Source organism: Propionibacterium ruminifibrarum (assembly GCF_900289195.1).
In the GTDB taxonomy this organism is placed as follows: Bacteria; Actinomycetota; Actinomycetes; order Propionibacteriales; family Propionibacteriaceae; genus Propionibacterium; species Propionibacterium ruminifibrarum.
Map to the genome: position 1 here is coordinate 67,217 of NZ_OMOH01000005.1, position 22,942 is coordinate 90,158.

Here is a 22,942-nt window from a genome sequence, read left to right on the forward strand (position 1 = left end):
CATGTTAAACGCCGGCCCCATGGGCGAGAGGAACCCTGAGTCGGCGTCACCGGACGTCCCCATTCCCGGCCGGGTGCGCACCGGCTGATCGCCGACCTCTGCCGCCTGCTCCCGGAGCTGGCTCGTCGTGGAGGCGCTGGGTATCGTAATGCCAGCATGTCCACCAGGAGGACTCCCACATGCTGCGACACCGGATCATTCTCGACGGGCCGGCCACGAACCCCCGCGACGCCTTCCTGCTCGGCAACGGGCGGTTCGGTGCCGTCGCGCACGGCGGCATCGGCGCCGAGACCTTCGACCTGTCGCTCGACACCCTGTGGTCAGGCGGCCCCGTGCCACAGGCGGCGGACGATGGGCACCCTGACACGGCGATGCTCCTGCCGTCCCTGCGCGCCGCGATCGCCTCGGGCGATCTCGCCCTGGCCGGCGAGATCGTCGACCGGATGAGTGTCACACCAGCCGTCCAGACCAGCCAGCCCATCGGCACGCTCCGCTGGGAGTACGCGACCAGCCTTCGCACCCGCGGCTACAGCCGCGAACTCGACACCCAGACCGCCACCATGGCCACCACGGTGCGCGGCAATGAACTGCGTACCTTCGTCAGCGCCCCCGCCGACGTGCTCGTCGCCGAGTGGAACGGTGCGGCGGGCGCCCTCAACGTGCCGAACCTGCGCAGCCCCCACCACGGCAGCGTCCGAACCTGGCGTGAGGGTGAGGTGCTGTGGTTCGTCTTCTCAGCCCGCGTGCCCGTGGACGCCCGCGCCGGTGAACCCGTCCGCTACGGCACGGAGGCACCGGGGCCAGGGGGGAGCGTTCCGGCGGGCATGGCCTTCGCCGTCGCGGCCGCCGTCCAGCCGGTCGCCACGGGCTCGCGGCTGGTCGTTGCGGCCGAGAGCGGTTTCATCGCCTGGAACCGGCGCCCCTCCGGCGACACGTCCACGGCCGAACACATCGCCCGATACCGGGTGCGCAGTGCGCTGAGCCGCAGCACCGACGAGCTCCACGCCGAGCACGTCGCCGACTACCGCGCCCTGTTCGACCGCAGCGACCTGGACCTGTCGGAGTCCTGGCGCGGCGCCGAGGACGAACTGGCCTTCCACCTGGGCAAGTACCTGCTCATCTCCGCCTCACGGGCGGGCTCGCAGCCCGTGCACGCCCAGGGCCTGTGGAACGCCCACGCCCGCCCGGCCGGCGAGGCCTACCGCGCCGACATGAGCCTGCAGATGAGCTACTGGGCGGCCGAGCGGCTCGGGCTGCCCGAGTGCACGGCACCGCTGCGCCGCATGACGACCGAGCTGACCCAGACCGGCCGCGACCACGCCTGGAGGGACTTCGGTTTCTCCGGGGCCGTCGCATTCGAGAGCATCGACCTGTGGCGTGCATCCAGCACTCGCCTGTCCGACACGGGGCGGGCCTACTGGCTGGGAGCGCTGCCGAGCCTGGCGGCCGGGCTGCACGAGCACGCCCTGTTCACCGGCGACACCGCCAACGCCCTGTCCGTGCACCGCGTGGCCGCCCGCTTCGCCCTCGACCTGCTCGTCTCGGGTCCCGACGGCGACCTCGTCGCCAGTCCCTCGGCCACGCCCGGCGGCCGGTCCGGGGCCGACCCGGGCGGCGTCGTCGTGGCGGCCGGCTCGACCATCGACCGCGAGATCATCGTCGAGGTCTTCGAGCACTACCTCGCCCTGGTCGGCGACCAGCCGCGCGGCACGGACGTGGCGCTCGTCGGGCAGGTGCGCAGCGCCCTCACCCACCTGGCCCCGGTCCCCGTCGCCGACGGCGTCATCACCGAATGGGGTGAGCGCCTGACCGGCGGGCGGGACGGCTCTGGTGCGCTGTCGCACCTGTACGGCCTCTTCCCGGGCAGACGCATCAACCACACCGGCCCCGAGATGCTCGATGCGGCGCGGGCCACCCTCCAGAGGGCGATCGAACGCGGCGCCGGCCGGACCGCCGCAGGCCAGGCCTGGATCCTCGCCATGGCCGCCCGGCTGGGTGACGGCCCCCTGGCCGGACGATCCCTGGAACGACTGACCGGGCCGCTCAGCTCGTCGTCCCTGCTGGCACTGGGCCGCGGCTCCCAGACGCCCGGCACCGTCATCCAGCTGCCGGCCTCCCTGGCGCTGCCCGGGGCCCTCGCCGAGATGCTCGTCGGCTACGACGCCGGCGCCATCCGCCTGCTCGCCGCCCTGCCCGACCGGTGGCCGAAGGGCACCGCCCGCGGCCTGCGCACTGTCGGCGGGCACCGCGTCGACGTCACCTGGGACGAGGGCCAGCTCACCAGCGCGCGGATCAGGCCCAACTTCGGCTGCCGGATGCAGGTCGAGGCGGAGAACGGCCGCTTCACCATCACCGACGACGCCGGGGCGGCCGTCCAGTTCGCCCAGGTCACGGCCTGGAACCGCAACCGCAACCTGCTCAGCTTCCAGGTCGACGACGACCACAGCTACCTCATCACCCGCGAGGGCAGGGCCCGTCGCGGGGAACTGGCCGCCGGCGCGCCCGCCGTCAGCCTCGGCCCCGGCCTGTCAATGACCCTCTCAGGGCTCCCCACTGTGTGATTGATGTTTTGGACCTCTGCCATGGCGCACCAGGACAACTCAATGGCCGCGTGACATTGACGCCAGCGATTCTGAGTCGTGGTGCACATTTTTATGAGTGGCGTTGAACTTCGCCACAGTCGGGTGTGCTGGGAGGAAGCAGGTTCATACCCCTGATAGCACCCTGAGATGTGAAGAATTGGCAGGAATTCAACTTTCTCCATGGCCTAGCGTCAGAGTTGTCTGTGCATCCGGTTGCATTGGCTGGAAAGGGTTGGCATGAATGTCAAGTTGAGAAGTGTTTCTGAAGCTGCTGATCTCATGGATTCCGATCCAGTGAGAGAATTTCTTGTGGGATTTGATAATGGCCATGAAAAGGATTTAAGGAAAGGAAATTCTAATAGGACAGGGCTTGAAAAAATAGCAGCCCATGAAGGATTGGAAAGATGGAAGAAGGGCCACCCCAGGGTAGTGGCCTGGCTGACCCTTGTCTCTGCAGTGGTAACGCTTTTCTTGGTGGGTGGATTTGCCTGCGAAGTCTTTGTTAATTCACGATCTTCGGTTCCTGTGATTGTTGCGTGGGAACTTCTGATGATCCTCATTACTTGTACTTCTTTTTTACTGGTCTACCATGGTTTTCATGGTAGGCAAGTTCTTGCGGAGAGGGCTATGCGGTGCGTGGCGTCTCTCGCGAGATTCGTGGGTACCTTCCTTCAAATTCCACTGATGCTCTTTTCCTTGAGTATGCTCGTGCTGCTCATTATCGCAGTTTATCAAGCGTATCCTGGTCGGGATTTACTGAGGCACATCAACTCACTCCTCATTGCGCTGCTCCTTACTTATTTTGGCCTGGGGTCTGCGGCTTTTTTGTATTATTCAAGAACTCAACTGGATTTCGGATTGAGGAGGCCGCATGTCATGCGACTGAGGCTTCTGATTGCAGTTTTTGGGAACTGCCTGTGGGCTCTCTTTGTAATTTCTTTCACACTCTTTGGGGTGCTCGCTGTCAGGAAATTAAAATCTTCAGATCATTCGCTGAAACTAAGCCTTGGTGGTCTTGTTTTTGATGTGTTTGATGTCTTTGTTGGCGTTGTGGTGTCAGGGGTATTGGCGGCTGTCATTCCCGTTTGGAAAACCCATGGACGTGTCATGGGTGATGCCGTGGTGGTAATTGAGAGAGTTTTGATACTTATTCGAAAGGTGAAAACTGGTGATGATTGGAGGATGCTTGGGGTTGGGGATCTGGAAGCTATATATCTGGTGCTTGATCTGGAGAGGGTCTTGGGGGAAAACCTGTGTCCACAGTGGTGCCCACTCCGTTTCTCGATTGAATCCTTCAATTACAGGACAATTCTTTGTCGAGAGGTGATGTTAATTCTTGGTGTTCGTTATCGCACTGTGGTTCCACAATTCGAATCGAAAAATTGGCTTCTGGAGAGATATGGTATCGAGCTGGGTGGATCTATTGCTGGTGTGGATGAATTGGTGAGAGAGCTGGAGCTGTTGAGAGACCAGCTCAAGGTGCGGACTTGGAGACCTTTTGTCAATAGTTGATAACAGTGTCAATGATAGATGTGTGATTGGTTTGGTCTGATGGAGATGAATATCATCTGTTGATGAAAATTGCCAAGCTCTGACATGATCCTTGGCTCTGGTTTCCGTGATAGAAGTCAGTGGTGACTTTTGCTCAGGCGATCGGTTGTGAGTCAATTTTCTTGCGCCAAGGGCTGGTGGACACAAGTTGAAGAAAACTTTTTTGCTGATCTATCCTTAATTTCGTGGATCATGAGGATACCAGGCAACCCATGAATGATTTCAGGTCCGGCGGAAGTGTCGGACGTCTCGCCGGGCCGGGCACCCTCGTCCTGGCGGGGACGCCCATCGGCGACTCCACCCAGGTCTCCCCGCAGCTGCGCCGGGCGTTCGCCGAGGCCGACGTCATCGCCGCCGAGGACACCCGCCTGCTGCGCACCCTGCTGGCCCGCGCCGACGTCGAGACGAGTGCCCGCATCGTCAGCTACTTCGAGGGCAACGAGACCGAGCGCACCCCGCGCCTGATCGACGAACTGCGCGACGGCGCGGTCGTCGTCGTGGCCACCGATGCCGGCATGCCGTCGATCTCCGACCCCGGGTTCCGGCTCGTGCGGGCGGCCATCGAGGCCGGGCTGCGGGTGACGAGCGTGCCCGGGCCCTCGGCGGTGACGACCGCGCTGGCCGTCTCGGGGCTGCCCTGCGACCGGTTCTGTTTCGAGGGTTTCCTGCCGCGCGCCGCCGGCCAGCGGCGCCGCAGGCTGGCCGCCCTCGCCGGGGAGGAACGCACGATGGTCTTCTTCGAGGCCCCGCACCGGCTCGCCGACTTCCTGGGCGACGCGGCGGCGGCCTTCGGCGACGACCGTCCTGGCGTGCTGTGCCGCGAACTCACCAAACCGTGGGAGGAGGTCATCCGGGGGTCCCTGTCCCAGCTGCGCGACTGGGCGGCAGAGCACGCCCGCGGCGAGACGACACTCGTCATCGCAGGCCGCACGGCAGACCCCGGCAGCGGCATGGCCGAGGCCCTCGGCCAGGTCGACGAGCTGATCGGGTCGGGGGAGCGCCTCAGCCGGGCCGTCGCCCGGGTCGCCGAGGCGACCGGTGTCCGCAGGAAGGACCTGTACCAGGCCGCCCTCGCCGCCCGGGACGAGCCCTGATGCGCCGCACCGGCGCGCAGCCGGCCGGCCCGATGCGCGACAATGACACCGTGACCCCTGACGAGATCGCGGCCGAGCTGGCTCGCCTGGAGCTGCCGCCGCTGCCGGCGCCACTGCCCGGGCGCTGCATCGACAACCACACCCACGTCGACACGACGACTGCGCGCTCCGGGCTGCCCGCCGACCTGAACCTCGCCGCCGCGGCGGCCGTCGGCGTCGACCGCCTCGTCCACGTGGGCTGCGACCTGGCCGACTCGCGCTGGGCGGTCCGGTTCGCCGCCGACCACGAGCAGGTCGTCGCGGCCGTCGCCATCCACCCCAATGACGCGGCCCGGCTCGCCGCCGACCGTGGCCGGGACGAACTCGGCGCCCAGATCGACCAGATCGGTGACCTCGCGGTCGCCCCCGGCCGGGTCCGAGCCGTCGGCGAGACCGGCCTGGACTACTTCCGCACCCGCGACGAGGACGGCAGGGCCGTCCAGCGCTGGGCCTTCGCCCGTCACATCCGGATCGCTCACGACACCGGCCGCGCCCTGGTGATCCACGACCGCGACGCCCACGGCGACGTCCTCGACGTGCTCGACGAGCAGGGCTGGCCCGAACGCACCATCATGCACTGCTTCAGCGGCGACGCCGACGTCGCCAGGGCCTGCCTGGACCGGCAGGGGGCCGGTACGAGCGTGTGGCTCAGCTTCGGAGGGGCCGTCACCTTCAAACCCAACAGCGCCCTGCGCGAGGCCCTGGCCGCCACGCCGGCCGACCGCATCCTCGTCGAGACCGACGCCCCCTTCCTGACGCCCGTGCCGCTGCGGGGCCGCCCGAACGCCCCCTACCTGATGCCCACGACCCTGCGGTTCATCGCCGCCGAGAAGGGCGTCGACGTCGACGACGAGACCGCGCTGGCCGGATTCTGCGCGCAGATCACCGCCAACACGCTGGCCGCCTACGGACCGTGGGGCCCCGGCGAGGAGCAGGACACCTGAGATGGGCGCCCTCCTGGACCCCCGCACGATCCGCGAGTACGCCGAGCGGATCGGCCTGCGCCCCACCAAGACCCTCGGCCAGAACTTCGTCGTCGACGCCAACACGGTGCGCCGCATCGTCGCCCTCAGCGGCGTGACGGACCAGGACACCGTCCTCGAGGTCGGGCCGGGCCTGGGCTCGCTCACCCTCGGTCTGCTCGAGACGGGCGCCCGCGTGACCGCCGTCGAGATCGACCCGCGGCTCGCCGAGCAGCTGCCGGCCACCGTCGCCGTGCACCAGCCCGGCGCGGCCGGCCGGCTGCAAGTCGTCGCCTCGGACGCCCTCGCCCTCACCGCGATCCCGCCGCCCGCGCCCACCAGGCTCGTCGCCAATCTGCCCTACAACGTCGCGGTCCCGGTGCTGCTGCACATGCTCGACCTGGCACCGTCCTGGCGCGATGGCTTGATCATGGTCCAGCTCGAGGTGGCCGATCGGCTCGTCGCAGCCCCGGGGTCGAGGACCTACGGCGTGCCGAGCGTCAAACTCGCCTGGTACGGCACGGCCCGCCGCGTCGGCACCGTGCCGCCCGGCGTCTTCTGGCCCGTCCCCAAGGTCGACTCCGGCCTGGTGAGCATCACCCGCGGCGAGCCGCCGGCCGCCGGCGCAACCCGGGAAGAGGTGTTCGCCGTGGTGGACGCCGCCTTCGCGCAGCGCCGCAAGATGCTGCGCGCCGCCCTGTCCCGGCTCGCCGGGAGCCCGGCGGCGGCCGCGGCGGCCATCGAGGCCGCCGGACTCGACCCGACGGTGCGCGGCGAACGGCTCGGCGTCGCCGACTTCGCAGCCATCGCGGCCCGGCTGGCCGCCGCAGGACCGCTCGGCCCCGGGCCGGCCACCGACGCGCGTCACGGCCGTGGCAGCAACCGCACCAGGCAGGAGGTCCAGCAGTGAACGAACAGTCCCCGAAGCGGTCCGCGGTCCTGCCGCGTCCCAGCAGCGATGCGGCCCGGCAGGTGCGGGTCGGCGCCCCGGCGAAGATCAACCTGACACTGCGCGTCGCCGCCCGGGGCGCAGACGGTTTCCACCGGCTCTCGACGGTCTTCCACGCCGTCCGTCTCGGCGACGTGCTGCACCTCACCGACCAGCCCGGGCGGATCAGCGTCACCACCCGCGGCGAGTACGCCCGGCACGTCGCGGACGACGAGACGAACCTCGCCGTGCGCGCGGCAACGGCCGTCCGCGACCGGTTCGGCAGCCCGGGGCTGGGCGCCCACATCGAGATCGACAAGTCCATTCCCGTGGCCGGCGGCATGGCCGGCGGTTCCGCCGACGCGGCCGCGGCCCTCGTCGGCGCCACCCGGCTGTGGGGGCTGAACCCGAGCGACGAGGAACTCTTCGACCTGGCCGCCGCCCTCGGCTCCGACGTGCCCTTCTCGCTGCTCGGCGGCACCGCCCTCGGCGCGGGCCGCGGCGAACGCCTCGAGCCGCTGGAATGTGCGGGCCGGCTGCACTGGGTGCTCGCCGTCGCCCGGCGCGGCCTGTCGACGCCCACCGTCTACGGCCGTTTCGACGAACGCGTCGCCGCCGGGACGAGCACCCCGATGGGCGACGGCCACACCCGCCCGACCGAACTCATCGACGCCCTCGCCAGGGGCGACGCCGAGACGGTGGCGGCCCTGCTGGTCAACGACCTGCAACCGGCCGCCCTCGACCTCTACCCCGGGCTGGCCGGCACCCTGACCGCCGGGCGCGACGCCGGGGCGCTGGCCGGGCTCGTCTCCGGCTCGGGCCCCACCTGCGTATTCCTGTGCGCCGACCGGTCGGCCGCCCGGCAGGTGGCGGGCGCCCTCGCCGCCGCGCCCGAGGTGACCGTCGTGCGCACCACGACCGGGGCGGCGCCCGGCGCCCTGGCCTCCGGCCGGGCCGTGGCGTGAGGCAGGCCCCGGGCTGCGAAAACCCGGGTGAGATGACTGCCGTTTCCCGGCGCAGCTTGGGAGAATACGACCGTGAGTCATGACGTGGTGGATCGCGGCCGGGGCGACGAGTTTGGTGACGAGGTCGACGCGCTCGTCGCGGACTGGCGGCGCGAGCGGCCGGAACTGGACGTCTCCAGCCTCGAGATCTGGTCGCGGATCTCCCGCCTGGCGGCGATCCTGGTCCGGGAGCGCGCCAGCGCCTACGCCGAGCACGGCCTGGCGGTCTGGGAGTTCGACGTGCTGTCCGCGCTGCGCAAGCTGGGTGCCCCGTACCGCACCAGCGTCGGCACCCTCATCCGCGACAACCACGTCACGAGCGGCACCATGACCAACCGTCTGGACCATCTCGCCGGGCGCGGCATGATCACCCGCCACGCGGATCCCCATGACCTGCGCAGCAAGACCATCGAACTCACCCCGCTCGGGCTGGAACGCGTCGACGCCGCCATCGAGAGCCTCGTCGCCGCCGAGTCGCGGATGCTCGACGGGATCGATCTCGACCGCGACGGGCTCGTCGGGCAGCTGCGCCTGCTCCTGACCACCCAGGAGAGGGCGCTCGGGGACGGCTGATCGGCCCGGGCCTCACCGGCGGGCGCGTGCCCTGCTCCTGGCGCGCCGCACGAGGACGGCGACGACAGCGGCCAGCACCACGAGCGGTACGGCCACGGTGATGGCCAGCCCCAGCCACTCACCGGGGGTGTGGTCCCAGTACGTGATGACCCGCTGGTAGGGCTCGTCGAAGGACGCCTGGGTGAAGGCGAAGTCGTCGCTGATCCGGCTCGGCGCGAGCCTGCCGTCGTAGGTCGTCAGCCAGACCTGGTCGGAGCCGTCGAACCCAGTGGTCATCCCGGCGTCCCCGGCAGGCACGGCGCCCGAGAAGAGCAGGTCGAGTGGCTGGTCGGGGGCGGCCTGGCGGCTGATGTCGAGCCGGTGCGCCGACACGACGTACAGGCGGACATTCTGCGCCGACTCCGCCATGGAGCTGAGGCGGATCGGGTAGACCGGGGTGTCGGTGTCGAAGCTGAGGTTCATCGGCGGCAGATCGCCGTGCAGGGTCTCGTCGGACACCTCGGGGGCCAGTTTGACGGCGAGGATGCGCCAGCCCTGGTCCAGGTACTCCTGGAACGGTTCGACGAGCTCGGAGCGGTCCGGGTAGCCGTTGTCGACGAGCCAGTCGGTGAGCGCGCCCGCGTCGTCACTGGCCAGCGTCACCACCTCGAAGGGGCCGACGGTGCTCGTGTCCTCGACCTCGACCGAGGGGACGGCGCCCTCCTCGTTGGTCCGGCTCCCGCCCGGGGCGAACCACGGGAAACGGGGCGTCCAGTCCTTCTTGTGCTCGACTCGCGGCATGGAGTCCTCCTGAAGCGCCGCGAGGGTGTCCATCGAACCCAGCCCGATGGTCGTGCCGGCCGGCGCCGGCATGATCCAGGCGACGTCCTGCGCGCTGGACGTCATCGTCATGACCATGGTGATGGTCTCGCGGGAACCGTCCCAGCTCAGCACGCTCGTCTCCCCGCCGATCGACGAGTCCGAGCCGGGGTCGGCGACGACGGCCCCGCAGGCGCAGGCCACGGCGGGTCTGGGTGCGAACCAGAGCGCCCCGGACAGCAGCAGCACGAGGACGGCGTGCAGCCAGAGCCGGGCCGGACCGTGTGCGGCGCCGACGGGACGAGGGCGAGGGTGTGTCGCGGTGGTCATGGCCACCACGCTAGCCTGCGATGCCGTCTCGTGCCCCGGAGACCGGGAGACCGGCCGTGGACCCCGGACCATGCTCCGCGGGTTGGGCGCCGGCCGGTGCAGGGCTCAGGCGTCGTCGGGGCGGCTGATGAGCTTGGGGGCGTGCTCCATGCTCGTCAGGCCGTTCCAGGCCAGGTTCACCAGCTCCGCGGCGACCCGGTCCTTGTCCGGTTCACGGCGGTCGACCCACGCCAGTCCGGCCGAGCCGACCATGCCCACCAGGCCGTGCGCGTAGACCCCCGCCAGCGCCGGGTCGTAGCCGCGGCGGATGAGCGGCGGGCGCAGCAGGTCCTCGACCTTGTCGGCGATGTGGTCGAGGATGAGGGCGAACGAGCCGCTCGAGGAACCGACCGGGGAGTCGCGGGAGATGATGCGGAAGCCCTCGGGACGTTCGTCGATGTAGCTGAGCAGGGCGATGGTGCCGCGTTCGATGACCTCGCGGTAACTGGTCGACGGCTTGGCGATGGCCGTCATGATCGCGTCGTCCAGGGTGCGCAGTTCACGGTCGGTGACGACCGCGTACAGGCTCTCCTTCGAACCGAAGTGCTCGTAGACGACCGGCTTGGAGACCCCGGCGTGCGAGGCGATCTCCTCGACGCTGGTGCCGTCGAAGCCGCGCTCGGCGAAGAGGGCGCGCGCCACCTGCAGCAGCTGCTCGTGCCGCTCGCTGCTGCTCATCCTGGTGCGCTTGCGGTTCTCGGCCTGGCTCATGGGGTGAGTTTACGGGGACGTCCGTCCGGGGCCGGTCACCTCGAGGCGAGCCAGGGCGCGGGGCGGAGGTCCTCGAGCACGCGGTCGGCGACGCCGAGGGCGATCGAGAAGATCGCCATGCGGACGAGCAGGCCGTTGTCCGTCTGGTGGAAGATCGCCAGGCCCGGCCACTCGTCGACGTCGGGCGACAGGTCGAAGGAGTTGTGGCGCGAGTCGCGGGGCAGCGGATGCATGATGATCGCCTCGGGCCGGGCCGCCTCGTCGAGGATGGCCCGGTTGAGCAGGTCGCCCTCCAGGTGGACCTGCTGCTCGTCCTCCTCGGACAGGCGTTCCTTCTGCACGCGGGTGCAGTAGATGACGTCGGCGGGGGCGATGGCCTCCTGGACGCCGTCGCACTCCACGATCGAGTTTCCGGAGGCGTGGACCAGGTCGAAGAACTCGGCGGGCAGGGCCAGGGCCGGCGGGCCGAAGACGCGGAAGTTCACGTGGTCGAACAGGCCCAGGATCGCGAGCAGGGAGTGCACGGTGCGGCCGTAGCGCAGGTCGCCGAGCACGGCGATGGTCACGCCGTCGATCGTCTTGCCGCGGGCGGCCAGTTCGGCGCGCATGGTGAAGACGTCGAGCAGTGACTGGCTGGGGTGCTCCCCGGAGCCATCACCGGCGTTGATGACCGGCACGACGGAGGCCTGGGCGAACTCCGACACCGAGCCGGTGTCCGGGTGGCGCACGACGAGGGCGTCCGAGTAGCCCGACACGACCCGGGCCGTGTCGTGGATGGACTCTCCCTTCGCCATCGAGCTGAAGGTGAAACCGGTGGTCGAGACGACCGAGCCGCCGAGCCGGTGGAAGGCGGACTCGAAGGACAGGCGCGTGCGGGTGCTGGGCTCGAAGAAGAGGCTGCCCAGGTTCGCGCCCTCGAGGACGCGGCACACCTGCCTGCCCTGCCCGACCGGCCGCAGGGCCTCGGCGAGGTCGAGAAGGTTTCCGAGGGACTCACGGTTCAGCTGGTCGACGCTCAGCAGGTGCTGTCCGGGGCCGAAGGGGGGAAGCGAGGAACTGGTGGAAGAAATGTCCGTGCTCACGGAACGTCAGCCTAGATGATGACGGCCGGGCCGGGCAGCGCCGGTGGCGTGTTCGCTCCTCAGGTCGGCTGGTTCTAGACTTGGCAGCGGTCGCCGACCGGCGATCGTTCCCTGGTTGGTCTGCCGGTAGGGCCCGCCTGACTTTGAATCAGGATTAGCGACGCAGGTTCGACTCCTGCCCAGGGAGCGCGATGGCGTTCCGCCCCTGGCACGTGCCGGACAGGACGCCTGGCAGCTGGTGCGGCCGCAAGGTCGTGGCAGTTCGTGCGGCCGCCCGGCCGCTCGTGAGGAATCAAGGACCGAAGGGCTCCCAGGAGGAATCATGGCCACTGACCCGCGCACCGCCCAGGCCGACCCCGGCAGCGTGTCCGCCGTCATTGTGCTCGCCGCAGGCGGCGGCACCCGCATGAAGTCGCGCACCTCCAAGCTGCTGCACCGGGTGGCCGGCCGTTCCATGCTGAGCTACGCCGTGCAGGCGGCAGGATCACTCGAACCCGACCGGCTCGTCGTCGTCGTCGGTCACGAGCGCGAGCAGGTGCAGGCCCACCTGGCCGAGGTCGCCCCCGACGTGTCCGTCGCCGTCCAGGAGCAGCAGAACGGCACCGGTGACGCCGTGAGAGCCGGCCTCTCCGTGCTGCCCGCCGACCTGCGCGGCGCCGTCGTCGTCACCTACGGCGACGTGCCGATGCTCTCGGGCGCCACGCTGGCCAGGCTGGTCGCCGCCCACGTCGCCGGCGACAACGCCGCCACCGTCCTCACCGCGGTCGTCGACGACCCGACCGGCTACGGGCGGGTCATCCGGGCCGGTGACACCGTCGAACGCATCGTCGAGCAGCGCGACGCCTCGCCCGAGGAGGCCGCGGTCCGCGAGATCAACTCGGGCATCTACGTCTTCGACGCCGCCGTCCTGCGTGCGGGCCTGGCCGGCCTCGACACCGACAACGCCCAGGGCGAGCTCTACCTGACCGATGTCATCGGTTTCGCCAACAGCAACGGCGGCCGCGTCGGCGCCTACCGGATCGACGACACCTGGCAGACCGAGGGCGTCAACGACCGTGTCCAGCTGGCCCGCATGAACGCCGAGATGAACCGGCGCATCTGCGAGCACTGGATGCGTGAGGGCGTCACCATCGCCGACCCGGCCACCACCTGGATCGAGGACGACGTCACCCTCGAACCCGACGTCACCCTGCTCCCCGGCACCCAGCTGCTCGGCGCCACGAGCGTCGCCACGGGCGCCGTCATCGGCCCCGACACGACGCTGCGCGATGTCGAGGTCGGCGAGGACGCCCACGTCATCCGCACCCACGGCGAGCTGGCGGTGATCGGCCCGAACACCGACGTCGGTCCCTGGGCCCGGCTGCGCCCGGGCACCGAACTGGGCGCCGGCGGCAAGATCGGCACCTTCGTCGAGACGAAGAACGCCCAGATCGGCGCGGGCTCCAAGGTGCCGCACCTGACCTACTGCGGCGACGCGATCCTCGGCGAGGGCGTCAACGTCGGGGCGGGCACGATCTTCGCCAACTACGACGGCTCCCACAAGTCCACGACGCACCTGGGCGACGACGTGTTCATCGGGTCGAACTCGGTGCTCGTCGCCCCGGTCGACATCGCCGACGGCGCCTTTATCGCCGCCGGCTCCGCGATCACCCAGGACGTCCCGGCCGGGGCGTTGGGCGTCGCCCGCTCGCACCTGCACGTCTCGAACGACTGGGTCGCCAGGACCCGTCCGGGCACCAAGGCGGAACGCTCGGCCAGCGCCCACGACGGCGGGGTCCACCCGGCCGTCCAGGCCAGCCGTGATGTACTTGAGGCCGATGCCGCCCAGAAAACCGGGAACGAGCGCTGAGCACACCGCCGGCCCGAACCACACCAGCACGAGTCGAGAGCAAGGGGAACCACCGAGATGACCGGGGTCAAGCGCAACGACGAGAAACACCTGATGCTCTTCTCAGGCCGGGCATACCCTGAACTCGCCGAGCGGGTCGCCGACCTCATGGAGGTCGAGCTGACCCCCCAGCGCCTGATCACCTACGCCAACTCGGAGATCTACGTGCGGTTCAACGAGTCGGTGCGCGGCTGCGACGCCTTCGTCATCCAGTCGCACCCGGCCCCGGTCAACGAGGCGATCATGGAGCAGCTCATCATGGTTGACGCCCTGCGCCGTGCCTCGGCCCGGCGCATCACCGTCGTCACCCCCTGCTTCCCCTATGCCCGGCAGGACAAGAAGCACCTGGGCCGTGAACCCATCTCGGCCCGCCTCATGGCCGACCTGTTCTCGGCCGCGGGCGCGGACCGCATCATGGCCGTCGACCTGCACGCCTCCCAGATCCAGGGCTTCTTCAACGGCCCGCTCGATCACCTCACCGGCCTGCCCGTGCTGGCCGACTACGTCCAGAAGAAGTACTCGGGTGAGGACATGGTCGTCGTCAGCCCCGACGCCGGGCGGGTGCGCCTGGCCGACCAGTGGAGCGACCGTCTGCACGTCCCGCTGGCCATCATCCACAAGCGCCACGACCCGACCCAGGCCAACCAGGTGAAGGTGCACGAGGTCGTCGGCGAGGTCGAGGGCCGCACCTGTCTGCTCGTCGACGACATGATCGACACCGGCGGCACCATCTGCCAGGCCGCGCAGGCCCTCATCGAGCACGGCGCCGCCAAGGTGATCGCCGCAGCCACCCACCCGATCCTGTCGGGCCCCGCCCAGGAACGCCTCAACGCGACACCGTTCGAGGAGATCATCGTCACGAACACCCTGCCGCTCGCGGATGACATCCACATCCCCCGGATGACCCAGCTGTCCATCGCCCCGCTGCTGGCCCGCGCCATCACCGAGGTCTTCACCGACGGCTCGGTGGCGAGCCTGTTCGCCGACCAGGGCGAGGAGGCCTAGGGACGATGCCGGCGTGGGGGTGGGCGCTGGTCGCGGCGGCCGCCGCTCTCGCGATCGACCGGCTGCTGCTCGCCATGGAGGCGCGGGGCTGGATCTACTACCGCACGAAAAGTGCACGCAGGGGCGCCGCAGCGGTGATGCTGCCCTTCGACGAGGTCTTCCACCCCTCGAGCCACGTCGTCATCGCCGAACGCCAGAGCAGCGAGATTCGTGCGGCACAGCAGGACTCCGGGGACGGCCCCGACCCAGCCGAGTGAACCCGCCTCGGCGGGCATGCCTCACGTGGCTATACTGGCCCGCGTCGCTTGGCGAGGGCCCGGCAGGGCCGTGATCGACTGGCGCCGGTTCTCCCGTGCGCGGTCGCGCACGACGACATCCCTCGTTCTCGCCGGTTCAGGCCTCGCGTACCGGGCGCGGTGCCACGGTCACGCGACGCACGCCAGGCGCCCCGGCGCCACGATGAATGGAGAACGAGATGGCTGAGATCATCCTCAACGCCGAAGAACGCACCGAGTTCGGCAAGGGCGCGGCCCGTCGGATCCGCCGCGCCGACAAGGTGCCCGCGGTCCTGTACGGCCACGGCAGCGAGCCGGTCCACCTGACCCTGCCGGGGCACGAGACCCTGTTGGCCCTGCGCCAGGAGAACGCCCTGCTCACCGTGCGCCTCGCCGGCGCCGAGGACCGCCTGGCCCTGCCGAAGCAGGTGCAGCGCGACCCCATCAAGGGCTTCCTCAAGCACGTCGACCTGCTGCTCGTGAAGCGCGGCGAGAAGGTCACCGTCGAGGTCCCGATCGAGTTCGTCGGCACCCCGGCCCCCGGCGGCATCGTCAACGAGGAGCGCACGCACCTGGCCCTGCAGGCCGAGGCCACCAACATCCCCGCCCACGTCGAGGTCTCCGTCGAGGGCCTCGAGGTCGGTGCCCAGGTCACCGCCGGCGACGTCGCCCTGCCCGCCGGTGCCGAACTGGAGGACCCGGCCGACGTCCTCATCCTGTCGATCTCGGCGCCGGCCGCCGAGGAGGAGCCCGAGGCCGCCGCCGAGGACGAGGGCGAGGCCGGTGAGGCCGCCGAGTCCGAGGGCGAGTGACCTTGAACCGCTGACGCGCCGAGGGGCGGGCCGCCGTGCGCGGCCCGCCCCGTCACGCGTTCCCGCGCCGTCGACCACTGCGTACTCGCGCACCGGACAGAACAAGGAGTCGTCATGACCTGGCTCGTGGCAGGCCTGGGCAATCCCGGCCTGAGGTACGCCTGGACACGGCACAACGTCGGTTTCATGGTCGCCGACGAACTGGCCCGGCGCGCGCACGGGCGGTTCGGCGCGCCGCGCGGCATGCATGCCGACGTCCTCACGACCCGCATCGGGCCGGCCGGCGTCGGCGCCCCCGGCGGGCAACCGGTGCTCATCGTCAAACCACGCACCTTCATGAACGAGTCCGGCCGGGCCGTCGGGGCACTGGCCACCTACCACCGGGTCGACACCGACCACGTCATCGTCGTCCACGACGAACTCGACCTCGACCCGAGCCGGATGCGTCTCAAGGCGGGCGGCGGCGACAACGGGCACAACGGCCTCAAGTCGATCCGCGCCCACCTGGGCACCGGAGACTTCATCAGGGTCCGTGTCGGCATCGGACGTCCGCCCGGACACCAGTCAGGCGCCGACTACGTGCTCGGCCGCTTCCCGAAGAACGAGCGCGACGACCTGGCGGTGACCGTCACCGAGGCGGCCGATGCCGTCGAGACGGTCATCACCGCCGGCCTGGCCGTGGCGCAGAACCGTTTCAACAGCTGAGGACACCGATGACACCGCGCAGTGCGTCCGCCCATGAGCCGGCCCGTGACGAGGGGCTGCGGCGCGAACTGAAGAACCGGCACATCCAGTTGATCGCCCTGGGCGGGGCGATCGGCACGGGCCTGTTCTACGGTTCGACGGAGTCGATCGGGCAGGCCGGCCCGGCCATCATGATCTGCTACCTCGTCGGCGGGGCGATCATCTTCCTGGTGATGCGCGCCCTCGGCGAGATGAGCGTCCACACCCCCACCTCGGGGGCCTTCAGCTACTACGCCTACCAGAACTGGAGCCCCCGGGCCGGGTTCGTGTCGGGCTGGAACTACTGGTTCAACTACATCGGCGTGCAGATGGCCGAACTGACCGTCGTCGGCACGTACATGCAGTTCTGGTTCGACTCCCTGCCCGCCTGGGTGAGCGCCGCCGTGTTCCTCGTGGTCATCACCCTCGTCAACCTCGTGACGGTCAGGGCCTACGGCGAGATCGAGTTCTGGCTGGCCATCATCAAGGTCGTGGCGATCGTCGCCACGATCGTCGGCGGCACCCTCATCATCTGCACGGGCATCGGCAACGGGGGACGCCCGGTCGGCATCTCGAACATGTGGACGCACGGCGGTTTCTTCCCGCACGGGGTCACCGGCATGCTCATGGGACTGGTCGTGGTGATGTTCAGCTTCGGAGGCGTCGAACTCATCGGCATCACCGCCGGCGAGGCCGACGACCCGCGCAGGACCATCCCGCGGGCCATCAACCAGGTCGTCTACCGCATCCTCATCTTCTACATCGGCACCATCGCCGTCGTCGTCGCATTGTTCCCCTGGGACCAGCTGGGCGACTCCGCCAGCCCGCTCGTGACGATCTTCTCCGGCCTGGGCATCTCCACCGCCGCCCACATCCTCAACTTCGTGGTGCTCACCGCTGCCGTCTCGGCGTACAACTCGGGCCTGTACTCGAATGGGCGGATGCTCTACTCGCTGGCCCGCCAGCACAACGCGCCGGCGGTGCTGGCCCGCACGAACCGCTTCGGCTCGCCCCATGTGGGGGTGCTCGTCTCGTCGGGGGTCACCGCCATCGCGGTGCTGCTCACCTACCTGTTCCCCGGCACGGTCTTCCGCTACGTCATGTCGGTCACGACGATCGCCGCCGTCATCAACTGGACGATGATCGTCATCACGAACATGAAGTTCCATGCCCGCATGAGGGCCACCGGCGAGTCCTCGGCCGGCTTCACGATGCCCGGCCACCCCTGGACCGGCTGGCTCGTGCTCGCCTTCATGGCGATGCTCGTCGTGCTCATGGCCCTCAGCCCCGGCTACCGCATCGCGATCGTCGTCGGGCCGATCTGGCTGATCATCCTGCTCGTCGCCTACCAGGTCAGGGCGAAGGCGCCGTCCGGTGAGTGAACAGGGGACCGCCGCAGCCGGCGGCGGGCTGCGCCGCGGCCTGAAGAACCGGCACATCCAGTTGATCGCCCTGGGCGGGGCGATCGGCACGGGCCTGTTCTACGGTTCGGGGGAGTCGATCGGGCAGGCCGGCCCGGCCATCATCGCCTGCTACCTCGTCGGCGGGGCGATCATCTTCCTCATCATGAGGGCCCTCGGCGAGATGAGCGTCCACCGGCCACGCCCCGGATCGTTCAGCGACTACGCTTACGAGTACTGGAGCCCCCGGGCCGGTTTCGTGGCCGGCTGGAACTACTGGTTCAACTACCTCGTCGTGTCGATGACCGAGCTGTCGGTGGTGGGGGAGTACGTCCAGTTCTGGGCACCGCAGGTGCCCACCTGGGTGAGTTCGGCGGTCTTCCTCGTGGTCATCACGGCGCTCAACCTCGTCACGGTGAAGGCCTACGGCGAGATCGAGTTCTGGCTGGCCCTGATCAAGGTGGTGACCATCGTCGCCATGATCCTCGGCGGCCTGCTGCTCATCTTCACAGGCCTAGGCGGCCGGCCGATCGGCGTGTCGAACCTGTGGAGCCATGGTGGTTTCGTGCCGAACGGCATGCCCGGCGTCCTCCTGGGACTGGTGGTCGTCATGTTCAGTTTCGGCGGCGTCGAACTCATCGGCATCACCGCCGGCGAGGCCGACGACCCCGGCCGTACGATCCCCAGAGCGGTCAACGGGGTCGTCTACCGCATCCTCATCTTCTACGTCGGCACCATCACCGTCATGGTGGCGTTGTTCCCATGGGACCAGCTGGGCAGCACCGGCAGCCCGCTCGTGACGATCTTCTCCAGGCTCGGCATCGCCGGCGCCGCCCACGTCCTCAACTTCGTGGTGCTCACCGCGGCAGTCTCGGCGTTCAACTCGTTCCTGTACTCGAACGGGCGCATGATGTACTCGCTGGCCCTGCAGGGCAACGCCCCCGAGTTCCTGGCGCGCACCAACCGTCTCGGCTCCCCGTACGCCGGCGTGCTCGTCTCCGCCCTGTGCACGGGAACGACGGTGCTGCTCAACTACCTGTTCCCCGAAGGCGTCTTCGTCTACATCATGGCCGTCGCGACGATCGCCGTCGTGGTCACCTGGGTGCTCATCCTCCTCACCCACATCAAGTTCCGCGCCGGCCTCGACCGCACCGGCGGGAAGACCACCTTCCCCATGCCCGGCCACCCGGTGACCAGTCATGTCGCCCTGGCCTTCCTGGCCCTCATCGTCGTGCTGCTCGGCTTCAGCCCCAGCTACCAGGTCGCCCTGATCGTGGGGCCCGCCTGGCTGGCGGTGCTGCTCGTCGCCTACGAGGTCAAGCGGCGCCTGGCGGCTAGGGCGCGCGGGTGATGCCGGTTCCGGCCGGCACCTCGAAGCGTCCACTGCAGCAGGCCGGTCCCGGCCGTTCTCGGAACCGGCCGACGGGGCCGGTCGCGTCCGGTCAGGCCCAGCACGGGCGGCCCGGTCTCGTCGGCCGGGCCGCCTAGTATTGACGGGTGATTCTCTCCGGCCTGCTCGACGCTGTCCTCTCCGAACCCGGCATGGCCGACGTCCTGCGACAGGCAGAGGCGGGAGTGGACGTCCTCGACGTCACCGGTCCCGCCTCCGTGCGTCCGCTGCTCGCCGCCGGTCTCGCCGAGCGGACCAGCCGGCCCGTGCTGCTGGTCACCTCGACGTTCCGCGAGGCCGAGCAGGTGCTCGAACAGGTGGCCGGCCTGCTCGGCGAGGACCGCGTCGCCTACTACCCGGCGTGGGAGACCCTGCCGCACGAACGCCTCAGCCCGCGCTCGGAGACCGTCGGCCGCCGCCTGACGGTGCTTCGCCGCCTGGCCGGCAAGGACGAGGCGCCCGCGCCGGCCGTCGTCGTCGCACCCGTCCGCGCCCTCCTCCAGCCCCAGGTCAAGGGGCTGTCCGATCTCGCCCCCGTGCGCCTGCGGGCCGGTCAGGACTACGAGCTGGGCGCCCTCGAGGCCGACCTGGTCGCCGCCGCCTACAGCAGGGTCGACCTCGTCGAGCGCCGCGGCGAGTTCGCGGTGCGCGGCGGTATCGTCGACATCTTCGCCCCCACCTACGACCACCCGGTCCGCGTCGACTTCTTCGGCGACACCATCGACGAGATGCGCTCCTTCACCGTCGCCGACCAGCGCTCCACCGACGAGACCCTCGACGAGTTCTGCGCAGCGCCGTGCCGCGAGCTGCTCATCACGCCGCAGGTGCAGTCCCGCGCCGCAGCCCTGGTCGACGCCCACCCCGAGCTGTCCGAGATGCTCACCAGGATCGCCCAGGGCCAGACCTGCGAGGGCATGGAGGCCCTCACCCCGGCTCTCGTGCCCGAGCTCGAACTGCTCACCGACGCGATGCCCGCCGACACGGTGGTCCTCGTCGCCGACCCCGAACTCGTCCGCACCCGGGCCGACGAGCTCGTGCGCACCAGCCAGGAGTTCCTGCACGCCTCGTGGGCCGCCGCGGCATCCGGCGGTCGCGCCCCCATCGACCTGGCGGCCTCCGCCTACCGCGAGCTCGACCAGGTGCGCGCCGGGGTCCTCGACCGCGGACAGGCCTGGTGGGGCCTGTCGGCCTTCGCCGCGGCCCCCGGCCCGGACGGTGCCGCGGCTCGGGACCCCGCCGGGCCGGCGGCCCCGACCGGTGCCATCCGCCTCGGCGTCGAGACCGTCCCCACCTGGCGCGGGGACACGCAGGCCGTCATGGACGCCATCCGCGCCGACCTGGCCGACGGCTGGCGCGTCGTCCTGTCCGTCGAGGGCAGGGGACTGGCCCGGCGCATGAACGAACTGCTCACCGACAACGACCTCGGCTCCCACGTCGCCACGGAGCTGACCGAGGAGCCGCGGCCCGGTGAGGTGACGATCATCACCTCGCCGTTGCGCCACGGCCTGCGCGCCCCGGCCATCGAGCTGACGCTCATCGCCAACGGCGACCTGTCGAGCCAGCCGCACGCCGAACGGGGCTCCCGGCGCATGCCGGCCCGCCGCAAGAACCAGGTGCAGCCGCTCGACCTGAAGCCAGGCGACCCGCTCGTCCACGAGCAGCACGGGGTGGGGCGCTTCGTCGAGATGACCCAGCGCACCGTCGGCGGCGCCACCCGCGAGTACATGGTCATCGAGTACGCGCCCTCCAAACGCGGCCAGCCCGGCGACCGCCTCTACCTGCCGATGGACCAGCTCGACCAGGTCACCCGCTACGTCGGCGGCGAGACCCCCAGCCTCGACAAGATGGGCGGCGCCGACTGGAAGCAGCGCAAGAGCCGCGCCAGGCGGGCCGTGAAGCAGATCGCGGCCGGCCTCATCAAGCTCTACGCGGCCCGGCAGGCCACCCGCGGTCACGCCTTCGGCCCGGACACGCCCTGGCAGCGGGAGATGGAGGACGCCTTCGCCTACACCGAGACGCCCGACCAGCTGGCCTGCATCAACGACGTCAAGCACGACATGGAGCAGATCGTCCCGATGGACCGGCTGGTCAGCGGCGACGTCGGCTACGGCAAGACCGAGATCGCCGTGCGTGCCGCCTTCAAGGCGGTGCAGGACGGCAAACAGGTGGCCGTCCTCGTGCCCACCACCCTGCTCGTCCAGCAGCACGCGCAGACCTTCACCGACCGCTACGCCGGCTTCCCCGTCGTCGTCGAGCAGCTGAGCCGCTTCCAGACCGACCAGCAGATCGCCAGGACGATCGAGGGCCTGGCCTCGGGCCGCGTCGACGTCGTCATCGGGACCCATCGCCTGCTGTCCGACGCGATCACGTTCAAGGACCTCGGCCTGGTCATCATCGACGAGGAACAGCGGTTCGGGGTCGAGCACAAGGAGGCCCTCAAGAAGCTGCGGGTGAACGTCGACGTCCTGTCGATGAGCGCAACCCCGATCCCGCGCACCCTCGAGATGGCGGTCACCGGCATCCGGGAGATGAGCACCATCGCCACCCCGCCGGAGGAACGCCACCCGGTGCTCACCTTCGCCGGCCCCTACGACGAGGGACAGGTGGTCGCCGCCATCCGCCGCGAACTCGCCCGCGAGGGCCAGGTCTTCTTCGTCCACAACCGCGTGCAGGACATCGACCGCATCGCCGCCCGCATCCGCGACCTGGTGCCCGAGGCTCGCGTCACCACCGCCCACGGTCAGATGAGTGAGAAGCAGCTCGAGCAGGTCATGATCGACTTCTGGCAGCGCCGCGCCGACGTGCTCGTGTGCACGACGATCGTCGAGGCTGGCCTGGACATCTCCACGGCCAACACCCTCATCGTCGACCGCGCCGACCACCTGGGTCTGTCGCAGCTGCACCAGCTGCGCGGACGCGTCGGCCGGGGCCGTGAACGCGGCTACGCCTACTTCCTCTACCCGCCCGAGAAGCCGCTGACGACCACGGCCCACGACAGGCTGGCCGCCCTGGCGAGCAACGCAGACCTGGGCGCCGGCATGGCCATCGCCATGAAGGACCTCGAGATCCGCGGCGCCGGCAACCTGCTCGGCGACGAGCAGTCGGGGCACATCGCCGACGTCGGCTTCGACCTGTACCTGCGCCTGGTGGGTGAGGCCGTCGCGGAGTTCAAGGCCGGCGGACCGGTCGAGACCGAGCAGGCGATGCGCATCGAACTGCCCATCGACGCCCACCTCCCCGTCGACTACGTCGACTCCGAGCGCCTGCGGCTGGACATCTACAAACGCATCGCCGAGGTCCGCTCCGCCGAGGACATCGCGGCCCTGCGCGCCGAACTCGTCGACCGCTACGGACCGCTGCCGCGCCAGGGCGAGCTGCTGCTCACCGTCGCGGCCTTCCGGCTGTTGTGCCGCAGCGTCGGGATCACCGAGGTGATGGCCCAGGGCAACCAGATCCGCTTCGCCCCGCTGGTGGGGCGCCACGGGCCCGACGGCAGCGAGCTCGCCCTGCCCGACAGCCGCCGGGTGCGGCTCGAGCGCCTCTACCCGGGGACGGTCATCAAGCACGCGTCCAACATGCTGCTCGTCCCCGCCCCCAGGACCGCTCCGATCGGCGGGCGCATGGTCGACGACGAGGAACTCATCGCCTGGGCCACCGGTTTCGTCACCGCGATCTTCGCCCCCGACGAGCCGCGCGCCGCTGTCGGGTCTGTCAGAGGAACGGTGTAAGTGGCCCGATTGCCCGTTGGGGCAGAGA

Annotated in this window: 18 protein-coding genes and 1 tRNA gene; 16 read left to right on the plus strand and 3 right to left on the minus strand. The window is 69.6% G+C overall.

Going from position 1 to position 22,942, the window contains the following annotated elements; translation table 11 throughout:
- The first annotated feature begins 179 nt into the window (after positions 1 to 179).
- The 7 genes from PROPJV5_RS07155 to PROPJV5_RS07180 all read left to right on the plus strand — a co-directional run bounded on the left by PROPJV5_RS07155 (position 180) and on the right by PROPJV5_RS07180 (position 8,733).
- Positions 180 to 2,561 (plus strand): glycosyl hydrolase family 95 catalytic domain-containing protein, encoded by a 2,382-nt coding sequence (locus PROPJV5_RS07155; protein WP_119715670.1) that lies wholly within the window; start codon positions 180 to 182, stop codon positions 2,559 to 2,561.
- Between the two features lie 258 nt (positions 2,562 to 2,819).
- The gene (locus PROPJV5_RS12405; RefSeq protein WP_147385386.1) at positions 2,820 to 4,094 is read left to right on the plus strand and encodes a hypothetical protein; all 1,275 of its coding nucleotides are present in this window, start codon (positions 2,820 to 2,822) and stop codon (positions 4,092 to 4,094) included.
- 251 nt (positions 4,095 to 4,345) lie between these two features.
- Positions 4,346 to 5,227, plus strand: coding sequence for a 16S rRNA (cytidine(1402)-2'-O)-methyltransferase (rsmI, locus tag PROPJV5_RS07160; RefSeq protein WP_119715671.1), 882 nt, complete (start codon positions 4,346 to 4,348; stop codon positions 5,225 to 5,227).
- 50 nt (positions 5,228 to 5,277) lie between these two features.
- Entirely contained in the window at positions 5,278 to 6,210 is a 933-nt protein-coding gene (locus PROPJV5_RS07165; protein ID WP_239018426.1) for a TatD family hydrolase, read from the plus strand.
- A 1-nt stretch (position 6,211) separates the two neighbouring features.
- A complete protein-coding gene (gene rsmA / locus PROPJV5_RS07170) occupies positions 6,212 to 7,138 on the plus strand; it encodes a 16S rRNA (adenine(1518)-N(6)/adenine(1519)-N(6))-dimethyltransferase RsmA (protein ID WP_119715672.1) in 927 nt (308 codons plus the stop codon).
- Positions 7,139 to 7,167: 29 nt separating this feature from the next.
- Positions 7,168 to 8,121, plus strand: coding sequence for a 4-(cytidine 5'-diphospho)-2-C-methyl-D-erythritol kinase (locus PROPJV5_RS07175; RefSeq protein WP_119715831.1), 954 nt, complete (start codon positions 7,168 to 7,170; stop codon positions 8,119 to 8,121).
- 72 nt (positions 8,122 to 8,193) lie between these two features.
- The gene (locus PROPJV5_RS07180) at positions 8,194 to 8,733 is read left to right on the plus strand and encodes a MarR family winged helix-turn-helix transcriptional regulator (RefSeq protein WP_239018428.1); all 540 of its coding nucleotides are present in this window, start codon (positions 8,194 to 8,196) and stop codon (positions 8,731 to 8,733) included.
- Positions 8,734 to 8,745: 12 nt separating this feature from the next.
- On the opposite strand, the gene PROPJV5_RS07185 is transcribed toward PROPJV5_RS07180, so the two are convergent.
- The 3 genes from PROPJV5_RS07185 to pyrB form a co-directional block, all read right to left on the minus strand.
- The gene (locus tag PROPJV5_RS07185) at positions 8,746 to 9,861 is read right to left on the minus strand and encodes a DUF2330 domain-containing protein (protein WP_182858623.1); all 1,116 of its coding nucleotides are present in this window, start codon (positions 9,859 to 9,861) and stop codon (positions 8,746 to 8,748) included.
- 105 nt (positions 9,862 to 9,966) lie between these two features.
- Complete coding sequence (locus tag PROPJV5_RS07190) at positions 9,967 to 10,611, minus strand: TetR/AcrR family transcriptional regulator (protein WP_119715675.1); 645 nt, start codon at positions 10,609 to 10,611, stop codon at positions 9,967 to 9,969.
- Positions 10,612 to 10,646: 35 nt separating this feature from the next.
- Complete coding sequence (gene pyrB / locus PROPJV5_RS07195; RefSeq protein ID WP_119715676.1) at positions 10,647 to 11,693, minus strand: aspartate carbamoyltransferase; 1,047 nt, start codon at positions 11,691 to 11,693, stop codon at positions 10,647 to 10,649.
- A gap of 108 nt (positions 11,694 to 11,801) precedes the next feature.
- Here pyrB and PROPJV5_RS07200 point away from each other — a divergent pair.
- The 9 genes from PROPJV5_RS07200 (at position 11,802) to mfd (ending at position 22,914) form a co-directional block, all read left to right on the plus strand.
- Positions 11,802 to 11,880, plus strand: a tRNA-Gln gene (locus PROPJV5_RS07200).
- Positions 11,881 to 12,015: 135 nt separating this feature from the next.
- Positions 12,016 to 13,542 (plus strand): bifunctional UDP-N-acetylglucosamine diphosphorylase/glucosamine-1-phosphate N-acetyltransferase GlmU, encoded by a 1,527-nt coding sequence (gene glmU, locus PROPJV5_RS07205; protein WP_119715677.1) that lies wholly within the window; start codon positions 12,016 to 12,018, stop codon positions 13,540 to 13,542.
- Between the two features lie 57 nt (positions 13,543 to 13,599).
- Positions 13,600 to 14,586 (plus strand): ribose-phosphate diphosphokinase, encoded by a 987-nt coding sequence (locus tag PROPJV5_RS07210; RefSeq protein ID WP_119715678.1) that lies wholly within the window; start codon positions 13,600 to 13,602, stop codon positions 14,584 to 14,586.
- 5 nt (positions 14,587 to 14,591) lie between these two features.
- Complete coding sequence (locus PROPJV5_RS07215) at positions 14,592 to 14,843, plus strand: hypothetical protein (RefSeq protein WP_119715679.1); 252 nt, start codon at positions 14,592 to 14,594, stop codon at positions 14,841 to 14,843.
- A 218-nt stretch (positions 14,844 to 15,061) separates the two neighbouring features.
- Positions 15,062 to 15,673, plus strand: coding sequence for a 50S ribosomal protein L25/general stress protein Ctc (locus PROPJV5_RS07220; RefSeq protein ID WP_119715680.1), 612 nt, complete (start codon positions 15,062 to 15,064; stop codon positions 15,671 to 15,673).
- 114 nt (positions 15,674 to 15,787) lie between these two features.
- On the plus strand, positions 15,788 to 16,378 hold the full coding sequence (gene pth, locus PROPJV5_RS07225) for an aminoacyl-tRNA hydrolase (RefSeq protein ID WP_119715681.1): 591 nt from the start codon (positions 15,788 to 15,790) through the stop codon (positions 16,376 to 16,378).
- An 8-nt stretch (positions 16,379 to 16,386) separates the two neighbouring features.
- Entirely contained in the window at positions 16,387 to 17,778 is a 1,392-nt protein-coding gene (locus PROPJV5_RS07230) for an amino acid permease (RefSeq protein WP_119715682.1), read from the plus strand.
- The gene (locus tag PROPJV5_RS07235) at positions 17,771 to 19,147 is read left to right on the plus strand and encodes an amino acid permease (protein WP_119715683.1); all 1,377 of its coding nucleotides are present in this window, start codon (positions 17,771 to 17,773) and stop codon (positions 19,145 to 19,147) included. Before PROPJV5_RS07230 ends, PROPJV5_RS07235 begins: the two co-directional genes overlap by 8 nt.
- Before the next feature lie 191 nt (positions 19,148 to 19,338).
- Positions 19,339 to 22,914, plus strand: coding sequence for a transcription-repair coupling factor (mfd, locus tag PROPJV5_RS07240; protein WP_119715832.1), 3,576 nt, complete (start codon positions 19,339 to 19,341; stop codon positions 22,912 to 22,914).
- The last annotated feature ends 28 nt before the right edge of the window (positions 22,915 to 22,942 follow it).